Raw genomic sequence first — 22,848 nt, forward strand, 5'->3', positions numbered from 1 at the left:
GTCAGCGCCCCGCCATCGCTTTCACCCGCGCGAGGTAGGTGCGGCCGATCCGCTGCAGCGATCCATCGGCCAGTTCCGCTGACCAAACACCGAGACCATCATGCTTCAGCCCGGCAATCCGGTCGCGCCGGACGATGGTCGATCGGTGGAGGCGGATGAAGTGTTCGGGATCGAGGCGCGCCTCCAACCCGGCGATGGTGTGCAGCATCATGTAGCTGCGGCCCTGACCATGCTGGCTGCCGACATGCAGGCGCACATAGTCGCGCTCTGCGTCGATGCGTTCGAGGTCGGAAGCCGCCACCCGGATCAGTTCGGAGCGATGCGGCACCCAGAACTCCTCGATCCATTCGCTGGCGGGCTTCTCGGGCGTCAGCGGTGTTTCGACAGGAGCGCTGCGACGCGCCTGTGCGCGCTCGACCGCACGCTCCAGCCGCTCCTGCGCCACGGGCTTGAGCACGTAGTCGACCGCATCGCAATCGAAAGCCTCGACTGCAAAATCGTCATGGGCCGTGACAAAGACTACCGCAGGGCGATTGGCCTGCCCGGTCAGTGCACGTGCCACACCAAGGCCATCCATCTCGGGCATCGTCATGTCGAGCAGCACAAGATCGGGCGCCAGCGCCTCGATCAGGCGCAGCGCCGCGGCGCCATCGCTGGCTGTGCCGACCACTTGCAGCGCAGGTATCCGCGTGCAGAGGATCTGCATCCGTTCAACCGCCAGCGGTTCGTCATCGACAATCAAGGTCCGCAACGACAAGTCCCCCTCAGCATTCGTTCCTGACGACCGGCATAGTCAGCACGGTAGCATAGCCACCGGCCGGCAACGGGCCGCTTTCGACTTTCCCCGCGTCCTCACCGAAGCGGGCGGCAAGGCGGCTTTTCACGTTGGCAATGCCGATCCCGGTTCCGCCATTGGCAAAACCTTCACCCGGACCGTCGTCGGCCACGGTCAGCACGAGGAAGCCTCCGGCCTCGCGCGCGGTGATGCGGATGGTGACCGGACGGATCGTGGTCGAAACCGCGTACTTGATCGAATTCTCGACCAGCGGCTGGAGAATCATCCCCGGCACGCAGGCGCTCATCAGCTCCTCGGGGATATCGAATTCGCAGCGCAGCCGTTCGGGGAAGCGCACCGCCTCGATGTCGAGGTAATGCCGCTGCAAGGCGATCTCGTCCTCGAGCGGCATGTCCGTGGTCGGATCGCCGGCAAGGCTGTGGCGATAGAAGCGCGAAATCGACTGGATCATCCGCTCGGCCTGTTCGGTTCGCCCGACCATGACCAAAGCTGACAAGGAATTCAATGTGTTGAACAGGAAGTGCGGGTTGACCTGATAGCGCAAGGACCTGAGCTCCGCAGCCTTAGCCGCGCGCGCATACTGCCCTTCGCGATATTCCGCCGCGCGTAGCTGCTCGCCATTCCCCAGCGCCAGATACAGCGCAGCCCAGGCGATCAGCAGGAAGTAGCGCCCCAGTGCCACATCGGTCAGCTGCCGCCACAGGCCTTCGTTCTCGACCGTCTGGCGGATGATCGTGACGTGGTCAGGCCCGCGATACTCCTCGCTGACGATATCAGACGGCGAGGGCTGCGGACTGTCGGCAACCGGCACTTTGGGGGCCGTCGCGGGAGCGGCCTTCGCCGGAGGCTGACGGGTCTCTTCGGCAAGCCGGGCGTTTTTTGCCTGACGGGTCCGCGCCGCCCGGTCTCGCTCTTGGGCGATCTCGCGCAGAGCTTCGGCCTTGGCCATGGCTTTTTCAGCTTCGCGCTGCGCCGTTTGGCGGATCCGCTCCTGCATCGCCGCGGAAAGCACCGGTGCCGGTGGAGCGGGTGGAGCCGGTAACGCAGCCGTGGCGGGCAGCGCAGGCGGAGCAGGCGCTTCCTCGACGCCGGCTACTTCGCCATCCTCGTCGACCGTGTAGACTTTGCCGCCCGTGCGAACCTCGGAGCGGCCATCGGCATACTGCTTCACGTAGAGACCCGGCTGGGTGATCACCGTGCTGCCATCAGGATTCTGGATGATGCCAGCATCCTTGAGCGCTGCAATCGTCCGTTCGTCACCCAGCTTGCGCAGTTCGGCGATGTCTTCCTCGTCGAGCAGCGGCTCTGGCGTGGGGGTTGGCCGGGCGGAAGGCGCGGGATTCGGGGACGGTGCAGGTTTCGGAGCAGGAGGCTCCGGCGGCTCGGGAGGAATGAAGCCTTCGTCAAGAACATCGACCAGCACGTTCCCCGCCATGTCGTGCCGAATCTTGACCCCGCCACCTTTGCCGGTGCCGTTTGTGACAGTGGTCTGGGTGGTGGTGCTGGTCTGGCCGGACTGGTCATTGCTGATCCGCTCGATCATCCGCTTTTCGACCGGGGCGAAGGCCCACTGGTTCACCGCAGCAAGCGCAAGAGCGGCCGGAAGCATGATTACCAACGCTGCTGCAACGCGCGTGGCCAGCGGCCTTGCATCGAAGCGCCGCAGCAGGGGCCAGCACGCCACCGTCACGACGATCCCTGCCGCCGTCACCAGCGCGCGTCGCCAGAGCAGGTCGCTGAAGTCCCCCAGCTCGACCACCAGGCCCCGCACGGTGATCAGCAGGAAATAGCACAGCCACAGCGCAGCGGCCGACAGGATCACCTGCCGGGCCGGTACGCGCGGGATACCCGGATCGATTTGCGACGACGTCATCGCAGGATGTCTAAACGCGATCCGCCCGACGCGCCATAACGGCGGTCGGGCGGCATAGGTCGTTCATCGAAGCGAAAGGTTACGCAGGAAGGAGGCCTCCGTCCGCGATCTTCTTCTTCCAGACCAGCGGCGCGCTCTTGTGGACGTTCTCGCCCTCGCTATCCACGGCGACGGTCACCGGCATATCCTCGACAGTGAACTCGTAGATCGCTTCCATCCCGAGATCCTCGAAGCCGACGACCTTGGACTCCTTGATCGCCCGCGCCACGAGATAGGCAGCGCCGCCCACGGCCATCAGATAGGCGCTCTTGTGGTTGGCGATAGACTGCGTGGCCGCCGGGCCGCGTTCGGCCTTGCCGACGCTGGCTAGCAGGCCGAGATCGAGCATGGTATCGGAGAAGCTGTCCATGCGCGTGGCCGTGGTCGGCCCTGCAGGCCCCACGACTTCATCGCGAACCGGGTCGACCGGACCGACATAGTAGATCACGCGGCCCTTGAAATCGACCGGGAGCTCTTCACCCTTGGCCAGCATGTCCTTGATCCGCTTGTGTGCGGCATCGCGGCCGGTCAGCATCTTGCCGTTGAGCAGCAGGCGATCGCCCGCCTTCCAGCCCTGCACTTCTTCCTGCGTCAGCGTGTCGAGGTTGACGCGCTTGGCCGCGCTGTCGGGCGCCCAATGCACTTCGGGCCATTCGTCGAGCTTGGGACGCTCGAGATAGGTCGGCCCCGAACCGTCGAGCACGAAGTGGGCGTGGCGCGTTGCGGCACAATTGGGGATCATCGCGACCGGCTTACCTGCGGCGTGGCACGGTGCGTCCATGATCTTGACGTCGAGGATGGTCGAAAGGCCACCAAGCCCCTGCGCCCCGATACCGAGCGCATTGACCTTGTCGAAGATCTCGATGCGCAGCTTTTCGATGTCGTTCTGTGGCCCGCGCACTTTGAGCTGGGCCATGTCGATCGGTTCCATCAGCGCCTTCTTGGCAAGCAGGACGCAGTGTTCCGCCGTACCGCCGATGCCGATGCCGAGCATACCCGGCGGGCACCAGCCGGCGCCCATCTGCGGCAGCATCTCGATCACCCAGTCGACGATCGAATCGCTGGGATTCATCATCTTGAACTTCGACTTGTTCTCCGAGCCACCGCCCTTTGCAGCAACGTCGACGACGACCTTCGAGCCCTTGACCATTTCCACGTGGAGCACGCAGGGTGTGTTGTCGCGCGTATTGCGGCGGGTGAACGCCGGATCTGCCAGAACCGAGGCGCGCAGCTTGTTGTCCGGGTTCAGATAGGCGCGGCGCACACCTTCATCGACCACGTCCTGCAAGCTGAGATCGGAATCAAAGCGGCAATCCTGTCCCCACTTGATGAAGACATTGACGATGCCCGTGTCCTGACAGATCGGGCGGTGCCCTTCGGCGCACATCCGGCTGTTGGTGAGGATTTGTGCGATGGCATCCTTGGCGGCCGGGCCCTGCTCTGCCTTGTAGGCCTCACCCAGAGCGCGGATGTAATCCATCGGGTGGAAGTAGCTGATGTACTGCAGCGCGTCCGCGACGCTTTCGATGAGATCCGCTTCCCGGATCGTGACCATATCCGCCATCTCGATGACTCCCTCCAGAGGTCGATGCCGCGCCGGACGGCGCAGAAACTGCGAACGCCCCATACGCCTCGACAATGGACATGCAAATCCCTTGGAAACCGCAGATCGATATTCTACAGGCACTTGGAAACATTGCCGCTGCCTTGCCATGCAGACGTGCGGCGCAATTGGAAATGAGGGTTCGAATGACCGTGGTTGAAGACCGCCCGGCAGCAGACGAGATGCTGGTCGCCCGTCGTGCGATGATCGATAGCCAGCTCCGAGTGAGCGGGGTGAATTCGCCCGCAGTTCTCAACGCCTTCAACGCCGTGCCGCGTGAGGATTTCGTCTCGGCAGAGCGCCGCGCCGTGGCCTATGCCGATCGTGCGCTGCCGCTTGGCGATGGTGCCGTGCTTTCTCCGGCGCTGACTTACGGCCAGATGCTGGAAGCTGCCGCCACTGGCCGTGATGATCGCGTTCTGGTGATTTCGACCAACGGTTATCTCGCAGCGCTGGCCAGCCAGCTTGCAGGCGACGTGAACCGCGCCGACAGCCTCGTTGCGGCGCAGGGCGGTCCCTACTCGCTGATTCTGATCGATGGCGCAGCCGAAGTCCTGCCCGATTCGTTGGCCGCCCTGCTCGCCGACGATGGCCGGGTGGTCACCGGTCTGGTCGACCGTGGGGTTACCCGTCTGGCCGTTGCGACCAAAGCGCATGGCCACGTGGTAGCAACGCCGCTGTCCGATGCCGACTTCGCCGTTCTGCCGGAATTTGCCGCGCCCAAAAAGTGGAGCTTCTGAGCCTCATGGCCACCCACAAGGCGCTACGCCTCATGCTGGCGGCAAGCGCCGCCGGCCTCGCTGCATCGCCGGCACTGGCCGACGACCTGCGCGAGGCGCTGACCAGCGCTTACAATACCAATCCGACCTTGCAGGCCGCACGCGCCAATCAGCGCGCTACCGACGAAGGCGTGCCGCTTGCAAAGGCGCGCGGTTTACCGAGTCTGCAAGGGCAGGCCAATTACACCGAGTTTCTGAAAAAGAATCCGGTGGCCTTTACCGCGCCTGACCGTGCCCTGACTGCCGATTTGCAGCTCGGGCTGCCGGTGTTTTCGGGTGGCTCGGTCAAGAATTCGATCCGTGCTGCCAAGACTCGTGTCGAGGCCGGGCAAGAAGACCTGCGCGCCACCGAGGCCGGCGTGTTCTCGCAAGTCGTCGCCGCCTATATGGACGTGATCCGCGATTCAGCGATCGTCGGCTTGAACAAGAACAATGTCGACGTGCTGGAGGTGAACCTCAAGGCTACGAGCGACCGCTTCGAAATCGGCGACGTGACGCGCACCGACGTTGCCCAGTCGAACTCGCGCCTTGCGCTGGCCCGGGGCGATCTGCGCACCGCGCAGGCCAATCTCGTTGCCAGCCGCGAACGGTACATTCAGGTCGTGGGCAAAGTACCGACAGCACTGCAGCCGCCACCGCCACTGCCCGGCCTGCCACGCGATCCTGACGATGCAGTTGACTTCGCGCTTGAAAACAACCCTGATCTGCTCGCTGCACGTGAACGTAGCAAGGCGGCGGGCTACGACGTACGTGTGGCGGACGCCGCGAAACTGCCGACAGTCTCGCTGACGTCCAGCGGCAGCTACCAGAACTTCCTCGGCACTCTTGGTGGCGGCATTCCCGGCGGCGTTATACAACGCTCGACGACGGCGCAGGCCGGCGTAAGTGTGTCTGTCCCGCTTTTTCAGGGCGGTGGCCCGGCTGCGCAGACGCGGCAAGCGCAAGCGCGCGAGAGTGCCACAGTTGAACAGGAAATTGGCGTTGAGCGCGAGGTCATTGCCTCGGTCCGTTCTGCCTATGCTTCTTGGCTTGCCGCGAACGAGATCATCGCGATGAACCAGACCGCAGTCGATGCCGCGGCGCTCAGCCTTGAAGGCGTGCGCGCGGAAAACACCGTGGGCAATCGCACGATCCTCAACATCCTCGACGCCGAGCAGGAGCTGCTTCGCGCACAGGTGCAACTCGTCGCCGCGCGGCGCAACGCCTATGTCGCGGGGTTCAACCTGCTTTCGGCGATGGGCAAGGCCGATGCCAACGATCTCGGCCTCGATGGCGGCGCGCTCTATGACCCTCAGGTCAACTATGACCGGGTCAAGGGTCGTATCTGGGACTGGGACCGCGATCCGACGCCAAAGGCCGTCTCGACGCGCACCGTTGACACGCCCGCACAGGATGCGACAATTCCGCCCGCACCGATGCCTTGAGAGAATCGGTGCTGCAGGGGCATTTGGGGGTAGAAGTTGCGATGCGTCAGGCCGGTGAACCGTCCGTCGAGGAAATCCTCGAGTCGATCAAGAAAGTGATCGCGCGCGACAACAAGGCGGAGGCGCAGGCGCGCCTGCGGCCGGAACCCCGCCCCGCGCCACGCCCCGACGTGCTCGAACTGACCGAAACCGCGCAAGACGATGACGATGACGCGACCGGCGGGCTGATCGCTGATGCAGCAGCAGCCTCGATGCGCGAATCGCTGGCAGCGCTTTCGATGCTGGCCCAGCCCGGCGTTGCCCCGCAGATCGTCCGTTCAGGGGAGACTTCGCTCGAAGGTCTGGTGCGCGAACTCCTCAAGCCAATGCTGGCCGAGTGGCTCGACAAGAACCTGCCCGCCATGGTGGAAAAGATGGTCGCAGCAGAAATCGCCCGTATCGCTGGGAAGCGCGGCTGATTTTGCAGTTTGCGCCGTGAACTTACGGCGCTAATCCGGTTTCCATGAAAACCAACTCGCTGTTGCTGGCGGCCGCCTCGCTGGCCGTCGCATTCGCCGCTCCTGCAATCGCCCAGCAGGCCGCTCCTTTCTCGCCGCAGGATCTGGTGACGCTCGGCCGCCTTGGCGGCACGGCAGTTTCGCCAGATGGCAAGACCGTCGCCTACATCGTCACTACCACCGACCCTGCCAGCTACAAGCGCACCCCGTCGCTGTGGGTCCGCAGCGCCGATGGCAAGGGCGAGCCGCGCCGCATCGACACCGGCGGCAGCGCCAGCGATCCGGCCTTCGCACCCGACGGCGCGCTCTACTATCTCTCCGATCGCAAGGTGGGCGAGGCCGAGACCACGCAGGTCTGGAAGGTCGACGTAGCATCGGGCGTGACCACGCAGGTGACCGCGTTCAAGGCCGAGGTTTCGGGCTTCGAGCTTTCGCCCAACGGCAAGCGCATTGCCGTGTGGGGCGACATTGCGCGCGATTGCGCGACCTTCGGCTGCGAAAGCGATGGCAACACCGCCCTTCCCGGCCCCGGCACCGGCCGCCATTACAAGGACGGCGCGGGCTTCGTCCGCCACTGGGACGCATGGGAAACGCCGGGCAACTACAGCCGTGTCTTTGCCTTCGATCTGGGCGCGGATGGCAAGGTCATGGGCGAAGGCAAGGCCGCTGACGGCCCTGTCGGCACACTTACTGGAGACAGTCCCGTCAAGCCATTCGGTGGTGGCGAAGACGTGGCTTGGGCAGTGGACTCGCAATCGCTGTTCTTCGTGGCGCGGCAGGCGGACCGCAATGAGCCGACTTCGACCAACCTCGACATCTGGCAATCGAAGCTGGACGGCAGCGTGCCGAAGAACCTGACCGAGACCAACAAGGCGACAGACAATACGCCCGCCCCTTCGCCAGACGGGAAGTGGCTGGCCTACGCAGCGATGGCGCGGCCCGGTTACGAAGCGGACCGTCTTGTCGTCCATCTCATCAACTTGCAAACAGGCGAAAGGCGAGAACTGACTGGCGCGTGGGACCGATCAGTCGCTTCGCTGACGTGGACTCGTGACAGCAAGGCGCTTATCGCAACTGCCGAGGACGTGCTTGATACGCCTGCTTTCCGCGTCGATCCGGTGAGCGGAAAGGTCACGCGCCTTGTCCTCAATCCAGGACGCGAAGGCCACATTGGCAATGTCGTGCCGTTCAATGACGGCCGCCTGGTCTACACCCGCGATTCGATTGACGGTCCGGCAGAACTGTTCATCGGCAAGCCGGGCAAGGCAGGCACGCGCCTGACCGATGTTGCTACTTCGGCGCTCGCCCAACGCGCGCCTGTCGTCACGCAGCGCTTCAGCTTCAAGGGTGCGGACGGTGACACCGTTTGGGGCCAGATTACCAAGCCGAGCTGGATCAAGGGCAAGATGCCCTCGGTTCTGTTTGTCCACGGCGGGCCGCAGGGCTCATACAACGACAGCTGGTCAAACCGTTGGAACCCGCGAGTCTGGGCAAGCCAGGGCTATGCCATCGTGTCGGTCGATTTCCACGGCTCGACCGGATACGGGCAGGCCTTCACCGACGCCATTAACCGCCAGTGGGGTGGAAAGCCTCTGGATGACCTGCAGAAGGGCTTTGCCGCCGCGATCACGCTCGACAGCCAGATCGATGGCGACAATGCCTGTGCGGCAGGCGCATCCTATGGCGGCTACATGATGAACTGGATCGCAGGCGTGTGGCCAGATCGCTTCAAGTGCCTTGTCCAGCATGACGGCGTGTTCGATGCCCGCGCCATGGCCTATGAAACCGAAGAGCTGTGGTTCGACGAATGGGAACACGGCGGGCACCCTTATTACGAAGCGCCGGAAGAGTTCGAGAAGTGGAACCCGGTCAACCACGTCGCCAAATGGAAGACGCCGATGCTGGTCATCACCGGCGAGAAGGACTTCCGCATTCCCTATACGCAAGGACTGGCCGCGTTCACTGCCCTGCAGCGCCGAGGCATCCCATCCGAGCTGCTGGTGTTCCCCGATGAGAACCACTGGGTGCTCAAGGCCAAGAACTCGTTGCAGTGGCACCAGACCTCGTTCAACTGGCTCGACCGCTGGTTGAAGAAGAACGAGAAGTGACAGCAAGCCACGAAGAGATACGTCAGGCCGAGATTGCGCTCGAAAAGCTGGGCGGGTTCAACCCGCAACGCCACATCCTGCTGTGCGCCGGACCGGACAAGGACAAGTGCGCCCCGCGCGAAGTGGGGGACGAGGCATGGAACTTCCTGAAAAAGCGCCTCGGCGAGCTGAAGCTTGGCGGGGCGCAGGGTATCCTGCGCAACAAGGTCGGCTGCCTGCGGGTATGCCTCGTCGGACCGGTCGCGGTCGTCTATCCGGACAACGTCTGGTACCACTCCTGCACCCCGCCCGTGCTTGAGCGAATCATCCAGGAGCACGTGATCGGCGGGGTTCCGGTGGAAGACTACCGGCTTACGTCACCCGGTAGATGGCCTGAATCGTGAACCCAGCCTGCGGGCTGGCATGAATTGGCTGCACACGGAACATAAGTGGACCTTGGGGGATTGGTCGGACAACCGACGCATTTTCCAAGGATTTTCAGCCATGGCCCAGCCCAAGTTCACCGATGCCATAGCCCTGCTCAAGGCCGATCACCGCGCTGTCGAGGCACTATTCGAGAAGTTCGAAAGCGCGCGTGACGACCGCAAGCAGGCGCTTGCCCTGCAGATCTGCAACGAACTCAAGGTCCACACGATCATCGAGGAAGAGATCTTCTACCCAGCACTGCGGGGCAAGATCGAGCAGGAAACCTGGACCGAGGCCTATGTCGAGCACGACGCCGCCAAGGTGCTGATCAACGACATCATGGCTAGCACGCCCGACGACGAGTTCTTCGACGCCAAGGTCAAGGTGCTCAGCGAAGAGATCAAGCACCATGTCCATGAGGAGGAGGCACGATCGCAGGGGATGTTCTCTCAGGCACGCGAAACCGGGGTCGACATGGTTGCGCTGCGCGATGCGATGATAGCGCGCAAGCAGGAGTTGATGCAGCAGATCGGCAAGGGGGCGGACGCCAGCGCGCTGCCCGAGGCCGAACTGCGCGTGGTCCAGACTGTCGCCTGACTCTATGCCTGCGCCGTCTCCGCGCCGTGCCGCATCGTGCGGTAGGCATTTGCGGCGCGGCGGATATGTGTGTTGGCCACTGCGCCCGCCCATTCCTCGTCACGCATCTCGAATGCGCTGACGAGGTCGCGGTGGTCGCGCTGGCTCTGTTCCATATCGGCGCGCGAGTACTGCTCGGCCGTACGGTGGACGACAATCTGGCTGACGACGAAGCGCATGAGCTGCCCCAGACGCTCGGACTGTGCTGCGGCAAGTATGACCGCGTGAAAACGCCTGTTGCCTTCGACGAAGCCTGAAACGTCCGGCCCCTCGGGTGCGGCAATTGCGCGATCGATGAAGTCGCAATGACCGCGCAATTCGCTTATCTGCTCTTCGGTGATCAACCGCGCTGCACGGCTGGCGCAGTGGCTCTCCAGCATGGCGCGCAGGGTGAACAGCTCTTCCTCGTCCTCGTCCGACCAGACGGGCACAAAGACCCGGTTGGTGCCCGAGCGCTGCAGCAGCATCTCGGCGACGAGTTCGGCTATGGCCTCGCGCACGGGCGTGCGAGAAAGGCCGCAATACTGCGCAAACTCGTCTTCGGGCACGAATTGCCCGGCAGGAAAGTGCCCCGAAAGGATCCCCGCGCGAATCTTGCGGTAGGCTTCCTGCGAGGCTTTGGACACGTAAGCTCCTTTATCATGCGGGAAGCCGGCCGAAAGGCCTGCTTCCCGCAGCCTTGATCAGAACGATGCGCCCACTTCAACCCCGATCAGGCGACGCGCGCCTGGCGAGATGAACGAGCCGCCGAACTCAATCGCTGGAATGGCCTCGGCAATGTATTTCCGGTCGAGCAGGTTGTCGGCAAACACGGCGATCCGGTAACGCGGCGTGGTGATGCCTGCGCGCAGGTTGAGCACGCCGAAGGCATCGCGCTTGGCAACATCGTAGCGGGCGTTGCCGAAGGCCGGCGGCAGGAAGGGCAGCTGCGAGATCGGCAGGAGCCCTGAGAAGATCGTTGGGCGCTCCTGATCCTGCACCGAATGGAACCACGTCGGACCGGTCACGCGGTAGTCGGCACGGAACAGAAGCTTGGCGCTGTCGCTGAGCGGTGCGGTGATTTCACTGCCAAGGTTCAGCGTCCAGTCCGCCGTGTAAGGTGACTTGTTGCCGACGGTGTAGGGGCGCGAGGCGTTCTTCTTGATCTCGCTGTCGGTCACGTTGAACGAGCCGAACACCTTCCAGCCATCGACGATCTTGCCGGTCAGGTTGATCTCCGCCCCCTTGATGTCGACGCGATCGATGTTCGAGACCACCCGCAGCAGGCCGAAATCACCGACGAAGAATTCGAAGAACTGCATGTCGGTGACGCGGGTGTAGTAGCCCGCGAGGTCGTAGGTTATGCGGCCGTCGAACAATTCGCCCTTGATGCCGGCCTCGAAAGCACTCGACTTTTCCTTGCGGTACTGGTCGTTGATCGTCACGTCGGCATCGATCGTGCCCGGCGTCACACCATTGTTGAAGCGGGTGTTGACCACTGCCGACGAACCCTGGTTGTTGAAGCCGCCCGACTTGAAGCCGATACCCCAGTTTGCGTAGATATTGAGGGCATTGGTGGGGTGATAGCTGAGCGTCACCTTGGGCTGGAGCTGCTTGAACGTTGCGTTCTGCGGAGTGAATGCCCCGAAAGCGAGGCCCGGATTGATCGGCCCTCCGGTGAACGGATCGACCGCGTTGGGGACCAGCGAATTGGCCGCACGCTCCTCGATATCATAGCGCAGCGCGATGCCGCCGGTGAAGACCTCGGACGGTTTCCACTCGGCCGCGCCGAACGCCGCGTATACATTGGTGCGGAACTTGTCGGCGAGCAGCAGCGACGTCGGGTTGACGGTGTTGGGTGCGTTGTAGAGCTGCTTGATCACGCCCTGCCCGGTATCGGCACCAAGACTGACCCCGGTCTTGCGGTCGATGTGCAGATAATACGCGCCAAGCTGCCACGTCAGCGGGCCATCGGTGTTCGACAGCAGACGGACTTCGGTGCTGAAGTCCTTCTGGTTGCGCAGCTGGTACTGGATGCCGTCGCAAGTCGTGGGGCTATAGGGCCCGAAAGTCGATCCGTTTGCCGGTGCGAACAGGAACGGTACCGGGATCTGCCCGATATTGCCCGGCTGGTTGACCGGGAAGCCGGTGAGCGCAGCGGTGCTCGAGAAGCAGCTTGCAACCGAGCTGTTCACCGCAGGGTCGGTGTTCGTGATATAGCGCGCGAAGTCTGCCGACGTGCCATCGGCGACGAGGTCCTGCTTGACGTCCGAATATAGCGCCCAGGCGACCAACTTCATGCCGTTGCCGAATTCCTGATCAATCTTGATCGAGGCATCGAAGCTCTTCTGGTCGTTCGTCGCGCGGATGTTGTTGTAGAAGTTGAACGGGTGCTTGTTCACGTCCTCGTAAAATGCAGGGTTCACTGCCCCGAACTGAGGCAGGTGGAAAGAGGCGTTGAACGGCAGCGAGGCACCGTGGAATTCAGCATAGCGCGCCTTGACGTCAATCTGGGTAGCGGTGCCGCGTCCAATCATCACCCGACCGTCGAGCGCCCAGTTTTCCTTGTCGTCCACGGTCTTGGAATTGTTGAGGAACTTGTTGCGCCACCAGCCATCGGTGGTGAAGTAATAGCCCGAAGCAACGAAGCCGACGTTCTCGCCAAGAGGACCAGCAATGTGCGCGGTCGCTTCATACGTGGCTTCATTTGCGTAGGATGCGCGCATGCCGCCGGTCAGCGTATCGGTCGGCTTGAGCGTCTGCAGCACGATCGCGCCGGCCGCGGCGTTGCGGCCATAGAGCGCGCCCTGTGGGCCCTTCAGCACTTCGACCTGCGATAGCGTACCCTGCGGCTGGTTTAGCTGTGCCGTATTGGTCTTGAGAATGCCATCGACGACGAGAGCGACCGAGCTTTCGGCATCGCGCGCGCCGTTGATGCCGCGAATGTTGATCTGGGTGTCGCCCGCTTCAGCCGTGCCGGTCACGATGGTGACGCCGGGCGTGAGTTGGGTGAAGTCCTCGGCCTTGACTGCGCCGGTGTTCTGCAGCGCCGATGCGGTGAGGACCGAAACCGAGGCCGGCACGTCCTGCAACCGCTCGTTCTGGCGGCGGGCGGTAACGATGATCGTTTCGCCGGTCTCGTCAGCCTTGGCCGAGTCCTGCGGGGCTTCCTGCGCAAGCGCTGGCATGGCGGCGAGCATCAGGCCCAGGGCCGATGCATTCACTAGAAGACGGCTGGCACGCATTCTCAAACCTCCCTGTTCGGTTCGATGTCGTCGTGGCCCGAAAGCCATGGTGCGTTCGAAATCCGGTTGCGCAGCGAACGCTGGGCTATCTGCCCCCCTCTTGACGCTCGCTTGTGACAAGGGCAGCTTATTGTATACAAACCTGAGCGGTCAAGGCGCTTAAAGATGTGCACCAACGTGCAGGTTTCGACACTCCATGCGATGAGCGCAGAGTGATATTGAATACGAAGTGAGACCTATTTTGATGATCTGCCACCTGCCCTCCTCCAGTCGCGGCCGCACGATATGAGTGCCCGGAAGGTCACTTTCGTCGAAGTCGGCCCGCGCGACGGACTGCAGAACGAGAAAACGATCATCTCCACGGCGGACAAGCTGGAGCTGATCCGCCGCAGCATCGCTGCCGGTGCGCGCCGCATCGAAGTGAGCAGCTTCGTCAATCCCAAGCGAGTGCCACAGATGGCCGACGCGGAGGACGTCTGCGCAGGCCTTCCGCAAACAGACGAAGTCAGCTTCATTGGGCTCGTGCTGAATGCAAAGGGTGCCGAGCGCGCCATCGCAACGGGTCGCCTTCACGAACTCGGGGCTGTGTGCGTCTCGACTGACAGCTTTTCAATCGCCAACCAGGGCCAGACCAGCGATGAATCAGTCGTCGCTGCCAAGGCGATCGTTACCATGGCCAAGGCTGCAGGCCTCAGGGGACAGGCCACCATCGGCGCATCGTTCGGCTGCCCTTTCGAAGGCGAGGTATCGGAAGACCGCGTGGTTGCCATGGCAGCCGCGCTGGCTGAGGCCGGGCCCATCGAGGTCGCCTTGGCCGACACCATCGGCGTTGCCGATCCGGCGCACGTCTCGCGCCTCGTCCGTCGCGTGGTCGAGGCAGTTTCGCCGCTTCCGGTTCGCGTACATTTTCATAACACGCGCGGCACCGGCATCGCCAATGTCTGGGCCGCGGTTGAGGCAGGCGCATCGGTGGTCGACGCGGCGCTGGGAGGCTTGGGCGGCTGCCCCTTCGCACCGGGCGCTGCCGGCAACGTCTCAAGCGAGGATGTCATCTACATGCTTCACCGCGCGGGCGTGGAAACCGGCATGGACCTTGCCCAGCTTATCGAGGCCAACCGCTGGCTTTCTGGCGTGATGAGCCGTGCACTTCCTTCGATGGTGGTCAAGGCGCCGCCGTTTCCCAAGACAGTTCAGGAGTAATCGAGCAATGGGCTATCGCCTTGGCGTAGACGTCGGTGGCACGTTTACCGACCTCCTGCTTTTTGACACCAGCAGCAGCGCGTTCTGGCGACACAAGACGCCGTCAACTCCGCATGACAGCTCGGAGGGCATCCTCAACGGCGTGAGCGCGATCTGCGAGAAGGCGGGCATCACGCCGGGCGATGTCGATTACTTCCTCCACGGCACCACGGTCGCGACAAATGCCGTGCTTGAAGGCAAGGGCTCGCGCGTCGGCCTCGTCACGACCGAAGGCTATCGCCACATCATGCAGATTGCGCGCAGCTTCGTGCCGGGCGGGCTTGCGGGCTGGATCGTCTGGCCAAAGCCGCAGCCGCTGGCCGCGCTTGAAGATACCGTGACGATCAGGGGCCGGATGAGCGCCGGGGGCACCGAAATCCGCCCCATCGACGAAGCCGACATCCGCAGCCAGCTCTCGGTGCTGAAGGCCAACGGCGTCGAAGCCATCACCGTCAGCCTGATCAACGCCTACACCAATGGCACTCACGAAGCGCGCGTCGGCGAACTGGCGGCAGAGATCATGCCCGGCGTGCCGGTCTCGCTCTCCCACGAAGTCCTGCCTGAAATGCAGGAGTACGAACGCACCCTGACGACGGTTGCCAACGCCGCCGTGCGCCCGGTTGTCGGCAAGTACGTCTCCAACCTGCGCTCGCGCCTTGCCGAAGCAGGCATGAACGGCAAGCTCTCGCTGCTCCGCTCCGATGGCGGTCTGATGAGCGCGCAGAAGGCCGAGGAGCACCCGGTCAACATCCTGATGTCCGGCCCTGCAGGCGGCGTCACCGGCGCGATCTGGGTTGGCCGCAATGCCGGGATCAGGAACATCCTCACCCTCGATGTCGGCGGCACCAGCACCGATGTCGCCCTGATCGAGAATCTCGAAGCCCGCCGCCAGCGCACCACCGAAGTGGGCCACCTCTCCGTCCGTGCCTCGGCATTGGACGTGAAGACGGTAGGCGCAGGCGGCGGTTCGATCGCCTATGTTCCTGAGCTGACAAGAGCCCTTCGGGTCGGGCCGCAGAGCGCAGGAGCCGTGCCGGGGCCGGTCGCCTATGGAAAAGGCGGCACCTTGCCCACGGTGACCGACGCGAATGTCGTGCTCGGCTACCTTCCCGAGAACCTATTGGGCGGCACTTTCAATCTTGACCGCGAAGGCGCGAAGAAGGCGGTGCAGACCATCGCCGATGCGCTCGGCATCGACCTCATGGCCGCTGCGCGCGGGATCATCGATATCGTCAACGAGAACATGTTTGGCGCGCTTCGCATGATCTCGGTCCAGCAAGGCTACGACCCGCGCGACTTCGCGCTGATGGGCTTTGGCGGCGCAGGACCGCTTCACGTGAATGCGGTCGCCCGCCTTATGGGCAGCTGGCCCGCGATCTCGCCGGTCAGCCCCGGCGTGCTCTGCGCCCTCGGCGATGCGACGACGCGGATGCGCACCGAAACCGCGCGCTCGTTCAGCCGTCTCGCTAGCCAGACCGAAGCAGCCGACCTCATCGCCATCCTCGACGAGATGGCAGCGCAGACCCGCGCCGAGCTGCTCGCCGATGGCGTGCCCGAGGATGAGATCAGCACCGCCTTTGAAGTCGACGTGCGCTATGCCGGACAAGCCTTCGAAGTGCCGCTGACGATTACGCCCGATGTGCTCACCGCCGATGGCATCGCCGGGATACTCGCCCGCTTCGATGCCGAGCACAAACGCCTGTTCACCTTCAACATGGACACCCCGCACGAGATCGTGAACCTGCGCGCAGTCGCCATGGGCCGCGCGCTCGATCTGCCGGCAGCAGAACTCGAGAAGGGCGACGGCAATCCCATCGCCGCCAGAATGCGCGACCACACCTTGTGGATGGACGGGCGCGAACAGGCCGCGGTGATCTATGAACGCAGCAAGTTGCGCGCCGGGGACGTGATCCCGGGTCCCGCCATCGTCTGCGAGATGGACTCGACGACGCTGATCGAGAGCGGCTGTGTCGGCACTGTCGACCATGTCGGCAACATCCTGATCAATCTGGCCTGAGGGAGCGAGACATGCCTGCAGCCATCGTCCAGACCAACGACAAGCCTTTCGAACGCGTTTCCATCGACCCGGTTACGCTCGACATAATCGAGAACGCGCTGCGCAACGCCCGCATCGAGATGGACGCGACGCTCGTGCGCACCGCGATGTCTCCCGGCATCCGCGAGCAGGGCGACGCCTTCCCGCTGATCGCCGATCACACCGGCAAGATGATTGTCGGTCAGTTCGGCTCATTCATCGGCGGCTTCCTCGAGAACTACGAGGGCACGCTCGAGGACGGCGACATGATCTTCCTGTCCGATCCCTACTCGGTCGGAGGCGCGATCAGCCACTCGAACGACTGGCTCGTGCTGCTGCCCGTGTTCAAGGACGGCAGGCTCATCGCCTATACCTCGATGTTCGGCCACCAGTCCGACATCGGCGGCAAGGTCGTCGGCTCTATGCCGATCAACGCCCGCTCGATCTTCGAGGAAGGCGTGCGCATCCCGCCAGTCAAGATCTGGAAGAGGGGCGAGTATAACGAGGACCTCATCCGCCTCGTCATGCACCAGACGCGCAAGCCCGACTGGTGCGCGGCAGACCTCAACGCACTCATCGCCGCATGCCGCGTCGCCGCACGTCGCGTAATCGAGATGGCAGAGCGCTTTGGCGATGATGTCTATGTCTCGGCATGCCAAGAACTCCTCGCCCGCAACCACCGCGCGATGAAGGCGCTGGTCGGCATGGCGATTGCCGAGGAGCCGGTAAGCTTCGAGGACTACATCTGCGACGACGGCATGGGCTTCGGCCCTTACAAGATCAAATGCACGATGTGGCGCGAGGGGGAGAAGGTCATCCTCGATTTCGCAGGCACCGACCCGCAGTCGGTCGCCTCGATCAACTTCTTCCTCAACGAGAACATGTTCAAGATGTTCTTCGGCATCTACATGATCATGGTCTTCGACCCGCAGATCCTGTTCAATGACGGATTCTACGACCTGATCGACGTGCGCATTCCCGAAGGATCGCTGCTGAAGCCAAAATTCCCGGCAGCGCTTTCGGGCCGCACCCATGCGCTGGGCCGCATCTTCGATATCCTCGGCGGTCTCCTCGGCCAGAAAACCCCGGAATTCCTCAATGCTGCCGGGTTCTCCTCATCCCCGCACTTGTTCTATGCCGGCAATGACGAACGTACAGGCAAGAATGGTGACTGGTTCCAGCTGTTTCAGATCGGCTTCGGCGGCATTCCGGGGCGACCGATGGGCGATGGTCCGGATGGCCACTCGCTCTGGCCGGGCTTCACCAACGTGCCCAACGAGTTCCTCGAACGCTACTTCCCGATGGTGATCGAGCGTTACGAGTGCGAACCGGATTCGGGCGGCGCGGGGCTGCATCGCGGCGGCAATGGCATTCGCATGACCTATCGCTTCCTGTCGAAGGGCACGATCGCCATCCACGACGACCGCTGGTTCGTGCCGCCATGGGGCGTCAACGGTGGCGAGCCGGGCGCGCGGGCACGCAAGATCCTCGAAAAACCGGATGGCACCCAGACCATTGTCGGCAACAAGGTGGAAGACCTCGACGTGGAAGCGGGCGACATCCTGCACTTCATCACCTGGGGTGGCGGCGGCTGGGGCGACCCGCTCGATCGCGATCCCGCGCTGGTGGCCAAGGAAATCGTGCAGGGGCTCGTCACACCGCAAGGCGCTCTTGCTTATGGCGTGGTTGCCGATGACCTTGGAACGGTCAATCTCGCGGAGACCGAAGCCCTGCGCGCGCGCCAGCGAGCAGAGCGAGGCGAGCTACCGTTGTTCAACTATGGCCCCGGCATCGAAACACTCCGCGCGAACTGCAAAGCGGAAACCGGCCTGCCTGCTCCCATCCAACCCGAATGGCCGCTACTGGAGGCGGCGGAATGACCATGGCATCTGAAAATCCCGGCGCTCTGAGAAATATTCGTGTCGTGGAACTCGGACAGTTGCTTGCTGGCCCGTTCTGCGGCCAGCTGCTGGGCGACATGGGCGCAGACGTGATCAAGGTCGAACCGCCCGTGACTGGCGATCCCATGCGCGAGTGGGGGCAGGGGTCCGAGAAAGTCCAGTGGGAAGTCATCGCGCGCAACAAGCGCTCGGTCAGTGCCAACTTGCGCGTTCCTGAAGGTCAGGCGCTGGTGAAGAAGCTGATCGCCCACGCTGATGTGGTGATTGAAAACTTCAAGCCCGGTACGATGGAGAAGTGGGGACTCGGCCCAGACGTTCTCCTTGCCGAAAAGCCCGACCTGATCATCGCGCGCATGTCAGGCTACGGCCAGACCGGCCCCTATTCGGACCGTGCAGGCTTTGGCGGAATTGGCGAGGCCATGGGCGGATGGCGCTACATCGTCGGCGAGCCTGACCGCGCGCCAAGCCGCATGGGCGTCTCCATCGGCGATACGCTCACCGCAACCTATGGCTGCATGGGCGTTCTCGCCGCGCTGCACGAACGCGCGCAGACCGGGCGGGGACAGGTGATCGACGCCGCGCTCTATGAATCCGTGCTGCAGGTGATGGAAGGGCTGGTGCCCGAATATGACCGGATGGGCCTGATCCGCGAACGCTCAGGCTCCGTCCTCAAGGGCATTGCGCCATCCAACGTCTACTCATGCAGGGACGGCGAATTCATGATCGGGGCCAACAAGGACTCGCTCTGGAAGCGGCTCGCCAGTGCCATGGGCCGCCCCGAACTCGGCGACGATCCGCGCTATGCCACGCACCTTGCCCGCGGCGAGAACCAGGACGAGCTTGATGAACTGATCAACCAGTGGACCCGCACCCTGACGGTTGACGAAGTCGACGCGCTGATGATCGAACATTCGATACCCGCAGGCCGCGTCTATCGCGCGCCCGACATGCTGGCCGACCCGCACTTTCAGGCGCGCGAGGCGATCATCGAGGTTGAAACCGAGCGTTTCGGTCCGCTCAAGATGCAGTCGAGCTTCCCCAAGTTGTCCGCCACCCCGGGCACCGTGCGACGCGCCGCCCCGTCCAGGGTCGGGCAGCACAATGCCGAGGTTTACGGCGAGTTGCTGGGCCTTGGCGAAGCGGATCTGGCGCAGATGGCTGCAAACGGAGTGATCTGAACAACTGCCGCTGGCCCACCCACAACCCTCCCGCAGGCAGGAGGGGTTAGGGGTGGGCATTCGCCGACAGGCGAACAAGGGCGCTACAGACACGCAGCGCCAACCAACTTTCAGTCCCCCGATTCTTCCCGCTCGATCTCGCGCCAGCCGATGTCGCGACGGCAGAAGCCTTCCGGAAAGCTGATCGCATCGACCGCCGCATAGGCCGCGTCGCGCGCTGCCTTCACGCTCGGCCCCTTGGCCGTCACGTTGAGAACGCGCCCGCCATTGGCCGAAAGCACGCCATCGGCCGAAAGTGAGGTTCCTGCGTGGAACACCTTCGCTCCGTTCGTTTCGGCTGCCGGAATCTGATCAATCCGCCCGCCCTTCTTCGGCGTTCCGGGATAGCCTTCCGCCGCCATGACGACAGTCATCGCCACCTCGTTCGAAAAGCGCGGGCTGGCGATGCTCGAGAGCTTGTTGTCGGCACAGGCCAGCAGCAGTTCGACGAGATCGCTTTCCAGTCGCATCATCAGCACTTGGCACTCGGGATCCCCGAAGCGCGCGTTGTACTCGATCAGCTTCGGCCCATGCTCGGTGAGCATGAGCCCGGCATAGAGCACGCCGGAATAGGGCATGCCTTCGTCAGCCATGGTCTTCACCGTCGGCGCGATGATCCGCGAGAGCACTTGCGCTTCGAGCTCGGGCGTCAGCACCCGCGCCGGGCTGTAGGCACCCATGCCGCCGGTATTGGGGCCTGTATCGCCATCGCCCACGCGCTTGTGATCCTGGGCGGAACCGAACGGCAAGATCGTCGCGCCGTCGGTCAGCGCGAAGAAGCTGGCTTCCTCGCCGGTCATGAATTCCTCGATGACGACTTCGGCCCCGGCAGAGCCGAATGCGCCATCGAACATGTCTTCGACCGCAGCCTCGGCCTCGGCCATGGTCATCGCCACGACCACACCCTTGCCCGCCGCGAGTCCATCAGCCTTGATCACCACCGGTGCGCCGAAATCCTTCAGGGCTGCACGCGCTTCTTCCAGCGACTTCGTGCGCACATAACCTGCCGTCGGAATGTCAGCCCGTGCGCAAAGGTCCTTGGTGAAACCCTTCGAACCCTCAAGTTGCGCCGCCACACGGCTCGGCCCGAACACCGAAAAGCCTGCTGCGCGCAGCGAATCTGTCAGGCCGTCCACCAGCGGGGCTTCCGGGCCGACCACAACAAGGCCGATGCGGTGCGTCTCGCAGAACGTCACTACGGCGGCATGGTCGGTCAGGTCCAGCGCCACCACATCGGCATGTTGCGCGATACCGGGGTTGCCAGTTGCCGCATAGAGCTTGCCCGCCAGCGGCGATTGGGCCAGTTTCCAGCTGAGGGCATGTTCGCGCCCACCCGATCCCAACAGCAGGATATTCATGGCATTCCCTTCCGCGCCCTATGACGACGACGATACAAATGGCTCGGGCGGGCTCCTAGCGAGGGAATCGGCTGGCGACAACGCTCCGGCCCTGTCGATCTCCGAGATTTCCGCGCTTCTGAAGCGCACGGTCGAGGACCGGTTCGGCTTCGTGCGCGTGCGCGGCGAGCTTTCGGGCGTGAAGCGCGCGGCCTCCGGCCACCTCTATGTCAGCCTCAAGGACGAGAGCGCGCGGCTTGATGGCGTGATGTGGCGCGGCAATGTGCAGCGCCTGAACTTCCGGCCCGAGGACGGCGTCGAGGTCATCGCCACGGGCAAGCTGACCACCTATCCCGGTCGCTCGAACTACCAGATCGTGATCGACCGCATGGAAATTGCTGGCGAAGGCGCGCTGCTCGCCCTGCTCGCCAAGCTCAAGGCGCGGCTCGAGTCCGAGGGTCTGTTCGATCCTGCGCACAAGAAGCCCCTGCCCTTCCTGCCCCGCGTGATCGGTGTTGTCACCTCGCCCACGGGCGCTGTCATCCGCGACATCCTCCACCGCCTGTCCGACCGCTTCCCCACCCGCGTCGTCGTCTGGCCGGTGCTGGTGCAGGGCCAGGGCGCGGGCGCGCAGATCGCCAATGCGGTGCGGGGCTTCTCCGCCCTGCCCGAAGGTGGACCGATCCCGCGCCCAGATCTCGTGATCGTCGCACGCGGCGGTGGCTCGATCGAAGACCTGTGGTGCTTCAACGAAGAAGAGGTCGTCCGCGCCGTCGCTGACTGCACCATCCCGATCATCAGCGCCGTGGGCCACGAGACCGACACGACGCTATGCGATTTCGCGGCAGACCTGCGCGCGCCAACCCCCACGGCCGCCGCCGAGCTCGCCGTGCCGGTGCAGGCCGAGCTTGCCGCCTTCGTCGCCGATCTCAACGCCCGCCAGCGTCGCGCGCTCGCCCGCCAGCTCGCTCAATCGAAGGAGCGCCTCGAAGCGCGCAGCCAGCGCCTGCCCCAGCCACAAGCGCTGCTGCAGGGACAGGCCCAGCGCGTCGATGATCTGGCCGAGCGCCTGCGCCGCGCCCTGCTCCATCGCACCGAGATCGCCGGATCGCTCCTCGCCCGCCACGCCGGAGCGCTGCGTCCTGCCCTGCTCACCGCCCGCGTCGAGCGCGAAGCCGAGCGCCTTGCCGCCCGCCGCCTGCGCCCAGAAGTCCTGCTCCAACGCATCGAACATGCGCGCGGCAAGGTCGATGCGCTCGATCGCCTGCGCAAATCGCTCAATCCCGAAGCCCCGCTCGAACGCGGCTACGTGCTGGTGACCGACCGCAACGGCGACCTCGTCAAGGACAGGGCCACGGCTGCACAGCGCGCCGCCCTCACGCTCAAGTTTGCCGATGGCACGCTCGACGTCAGCACGAGCGAAGCAGCGTCACAGCCGCGTCCTGCGTCCAAACCGCGCCCCCCTGCGACACCCGGCACGCAGCAGGAATTGTTCTGAAGCGCGCGAGCGACTACATTGCCCTCATGCTGATGTCCCAATCCGGCCGCCTCGCGCGCCTGCACTACCTTTCCGGCTCCTTCCGCCAGCTCTCGGGCGGTGACCACGTGATCTGCGCGGTCTCGGGCGAGAAGATTCCGCTCGATGCCCTGCGCTACTGGTGTGCGCAGCGGCAGGAAGCCTACGCCACCGCCGAAATCTCCACTCGCCGCCACCTCGAAGGGTGAGGTTCTGCCG

18 protein-coding genes are annotated in these 22,848 nt (G+C 63.9%); 12 read left to right on the forward strand and 6 right to left on the reverse strand.

Annotated elements, in window-relative coordinates; genetic code table 11:
• Position 1 precedes the first annotated feature (1 nt).
• The 3 genes from IQ25_RS07570 to IQ25_RS07580 form a co-directional block, all read right to left on the reverse strand.
• Complete coding sequence (locus IQ25_RS07570; RefSeq protein WP_220094535.1) at positions 2-757, reverse strand: LytR/AlgR family response regulator transcription factor; 756 nt, start codon at positions 755-757, stop codon at positions 2-4.
• Positions 758-764: 7 nt separating this feature from the next.
• Positions 765-2,669: a sensor histidine kinase gene (locus IQ25_RS21475; RefSeq protein ID WP_407070587.1), complete on the reverse strand. Its 1,905-nt coding sequence runs from the start codon at positions 2,667-2,669 to the stop codon at positions 765-767.
• Between the two features lie 79 nt (positions 2,670-2,748).
• Positions 2,749-4,272 carry a fumarate hydratase gene (locus IQ25_RS07580; RefSeq protein ID WP_144904421.1) on the reverse strand — a complete coding sequence of 508 codons (1,524 nt, stop codon included), beginning with the start codon at positions 4,270-4,272 and terminating at the stop codon, positions 2,749-2,751.
• 185 nt (positions 4,273-4,457) lie between these two features.
• On the opposite strand from IQ25_RS07580, the gene IQ25_RS07585 reads away from it, so the two are divergent.
• From IQ25_RS07585 to IQ25_RS07610, 6 genes are all read left to right on the forward strand, one after another.
• A complete protein-coding gene (locus tag IQ25_RS07585) occupies positions 4,458-5,051 on the forward strand; it encodes a protein-L-isoaspartate O-methyltransferase family protein (RefSeq protein WP_144904423.1) in 594 nt (197 codons plus the stop codon).
• Positions 5,052-5,056: 5 nt separating this feature from the next.
• Positions 5,057-6,514 carry a TolC family outer membrane protein gene (locus IQ25_RS07590; RefSeq protein WP_144904425.1) on the forward strand — a complete coding sequence of 486 codons (1,458 nt, stop codon included), beginning with the start codon at positions 5,057-5,059 and terminating at the stop codon, positions 6,512-6,514.
• A 41-nt stretch (positions 6,515-6,555) separates the two neighbouring features.
• Positions 6,556-6,972, forward strand: a complete 417-nt coding sequence (locus tag IQ25_RS07595) for a DUF2497 domain-containing protein (protein ID WP_144904427.1) — start codon at positions 6,556-6,558, stop codon at positions 6,970-6,972.
• Positions 6,973-7,016: 44 nt separating this feature from the next.
• Complete coding sequence (locus IQ25_RS07600) at positions 7,017-9,119, forward strand: S9 family peptidase (protein WP_144904429.1); 2,103 nt, start codon at positions 7,017-7,019, stop codon at positions 9,117-9,119.
• Positions 9,116-9,502 (forward strand): (2Fe-2S) ferredoxin domain-containing protein, encoded by a 387-nt coding sequence (locus IQ25_RS07605; protein WP_144904431.1) that lies wholly within the window; start codon positions 9,116-9,118, stop codon positions 9,500-9,502. The genes IQ25_RS07600 and IQ25_RS07605 overlap by 4 nt, the downstream gene beginning before the upstream one ends.
• 100 nt (positions 9,503-9,602) lie before the next feature.
• Entirely contained in the window at positions 9,603-10,121 is a 519-nt protein-coding gene (locus IQ25_RS07610) for a hemerythrin domain-containing protein (RefSeq protein ID WP_144904433.1), read from the forward strand.
• 2 nt (positions 10,122-10,123) lie between these two features.
• On the opposite strand, the gene IQ25_RS07615 is transcribed toward IQ25_RS07610, so the two are convergent.
• Entirely contained in the window at positions 10,124-10,786 is a 663-nt protein-coding gene (locus IQ25_RS07615) for a GntR family transcriptional regulator (RefSeq protein ID WP_144904434.1), read from the reverse strand.
• 57 nt (positions 10,787-10,843) lie between these two features.
• Complete coding sequence (locus IQ25_RS07620; RefSeq protein ID WP_144904436.1) at positions 10,844-13,384, reverse strand: TonB-dependent receptor; 2,541 nt, start codon at positions 13,382-13,384, stop codon at positions 10,844-10,846.
• Between the two features lie 285 nt (positions 13,385-13,669).
• Between IQ25_RS07620 and IQ25_RS07625 the strand changes: the two genes are divergently transcribed.
• From IQ25_RS07625 to IQ25_RS07640, 4 genes are read left to right on the forward strand one after another with little or no spacing between them, the layout of a single operon-like run.
• A complete protein-coding gene (locus tag IQ25_RS07625; RefSeq protein WP_144904438.1) occupies positions 13,670-14,584 on the forward strand; it encodes a hydroxymethylglutaryl-CoA lyase in 915 nt (304 codons plus the stop codon).
• Positions 14,585-14,591: 7 nt separating this feature from the next.
• Positions 14,592-16,640: a hydantoinase/oxoprolinase family protein gene (locus IQ25_RS07630; RefSeq protein ID WP_144904440.1), complete on the forward strand. Its 2,049-nt coding sequence runs from the start codon at positions 14,592-14,594 to the stop codon at positions 16,638-16,640.
• Positions 16,641-16,651: 11 nt separating this feature from the next.
• Positions 16,652-18,538, forward strand: coding sequence for a hydantoinase B/oxoprolinase family protein (locus tag IQ25_RS07635; RefSeq protein ID WP_144904442.1), 1,887 nt, complete (start codon positions 16,652-16,654; stop codon positions 18,536-18,538).
• A gap of 2 nt (positions 18,539-18,540) precedes the next feature.
• Positions 18,541-19,737 (forward strand): CaiB/BaiF CoA transferase family protein, encoded by a 1,197-nt coding sequence (locus IQ25_RS07640; RefSeq protein WP_181447215.1) that lies wholly within the window; start codon positions 18,541-18,543, stop codon positions 19,735-19,737.
• A 110-nt stretch (positions 19,738-19,847) separates the two neighbouring features.
• On the opposite strand, the gene purD is transcribed toward IQ25_RS07640, so the two are convergent.
• Positions 19,848-21,134: a phosphoribosylamine--glycine ligase gene (purD, locus tag IQ25_RS07645; RefSeq protein ID WP_144904446.1), complete on the reverse strand. Its 1,287-nt coding sequence runs from the start codon at positions 21,132-21,134 to the stop codon at positions 19,848-19,850.
• Between purD and xseA the strand changes: the two genes are divergently transcribed.
• Entirely contained in the window at positions 21,133-22,611 is a 1,479-nt protein-coding gene (gene xseA, locus IQ25_RS07650) for an exodeoxyribonuclease VII large subunit (protein WP_144904448.1), read from the forward strand. The two genes, purD and xseA, sit on opposite strands and share 2 nt — an antisense overlap.
• Before the next feature lie 26 nt (positions 22,612-22,637).
• Positions 22,638-22,838 carry a DUF2093 domain-containing protein gene (locus IQ25_RS07655; RefSeq protein ID WP_144904450.1) on the forward strand — a complete coding sequence of 67 codons (201 nt, stop codon included), beginning with the start codon at positions 22,638-22,640 and terminating at the stop codon, positions 22,836-22,838.
• Positions 22,839-22,848: the final 10 nt, after the last annotated feature.

It is taken from the genome of Novosphingobium taihuense, from assembly GCF_007830315.1.
Lineage (GTDB): Bacteria > Pseudomonadota > Alphaproteobacteria > Sphingomonadales > Sphingomonadaceae > Novosphingobium > Novosphingobium taihuense.

Bases quoted from the DNA above. Each gene is read 5' to 3' on its own strand.
- IQ25_RS21475 (WP_407070587.1), bottom strand. From the start codon at position 2,669: ATGACGTCGTCGCAAATCGATCCGGGTATCCCGCGCGTACCGGCCCGG.
- IQ25_RS07580 (WP_144904421.1), bottom strand. From the start codon at position 4,272: ATGGCGGATATGGTCACGATCCGGGAAGCGGATCTCATCGAAAGCGTC.
- IQ25_RS07585 (WP_144904423.1), top strand. From the start codon at position 4,458: ATGACCGTGGTTGAAGACCGCCCGGCAGCAGACGAGATGCTGGTCGCC.
- IQ25_RS07590 (WP_144904425.1), top strand. From the start codon at position 5,057: ATGGCCACCCACAAGGCGCTACGCCTCATGCTGGCGGCAAGCGCCGCC.
- IQ25_RS07595 (WP_144904427.1), top strand. From the start codon at position 6,556: ATGCGTCAGGCCGGTGAACCGTCCGTCGAGGAAATCCTCGAGTCGATC.
- IQ25_RS07600 (WP_144904429.1), top strand. From the start codon at position 7,017: ATGAAAACCAACTCGCTGTTGCTGGCGGCCGCCTCGCTGGCCGTCGCA.
- IQ25_RS07610 (WP_144904433.1), top strand. From the start codon at position 9,603: ATGGCCCAGCCCAAGTTCACCGATGCCATAGCCCTGCTCAAGGCCGAT.
- IQ25_RS07620 (WP_144904436.1), bottom strand. From the start codon at position 13,384: ATGCGTGCCAGCCGTCTTCTAGTGAATGCATCGGCCCTGGGCCTGATG.
- IQ25_RS07625 (WP_144904438.1), top strand. From the start codon at position 13,670: ATGAGTGCCCGGAAGGTCACTTTCGTCGAAGTCGGCCCGCGCGACGGA.
- IQ25_RS07630 (WP_144904440.1), top strand. From the start codon at position 14,592: ATGGGCTATCGCCTTGGCGTAGACGTCGGTGGCACGTTTACCGACCTC.
- IQ25_RS07635 (WP_144904442.1), top strand. From the start codon at position 16,652: ATGCCTGCAGCCATCGTCCAGACCAACGACAAGCCTTTCGAACGCGTT.
- IQ25_RS07640 (WP_181447215.1), top strand. From the start codon at position 18,541: ATGGCATCTGAAAATCCCGGCGCTCTGAGAAATATTCGTGTCGTGGAA.
- xseA (WP_144904448.1), top strand. From the start codon at position 21,133: ATGGCATTCCCTTCCGCGCCCTATGACGACGACGATACAAATGGCTCG.
- purD (WP_144904446.1), bottom strand. From the start codon at position 21,134: ATGAATATCCTGCTGTTGGGATCGGGTGGGCGCGAACATGCCCTCAGC.
- IQ25_RS07655 (WP_144904450.1), top strand. From the start codon at position 22,638: ATGCTGATGTCCCAATCCGGCCGCCTCGCGCGCCTGCACTACCTTTCC.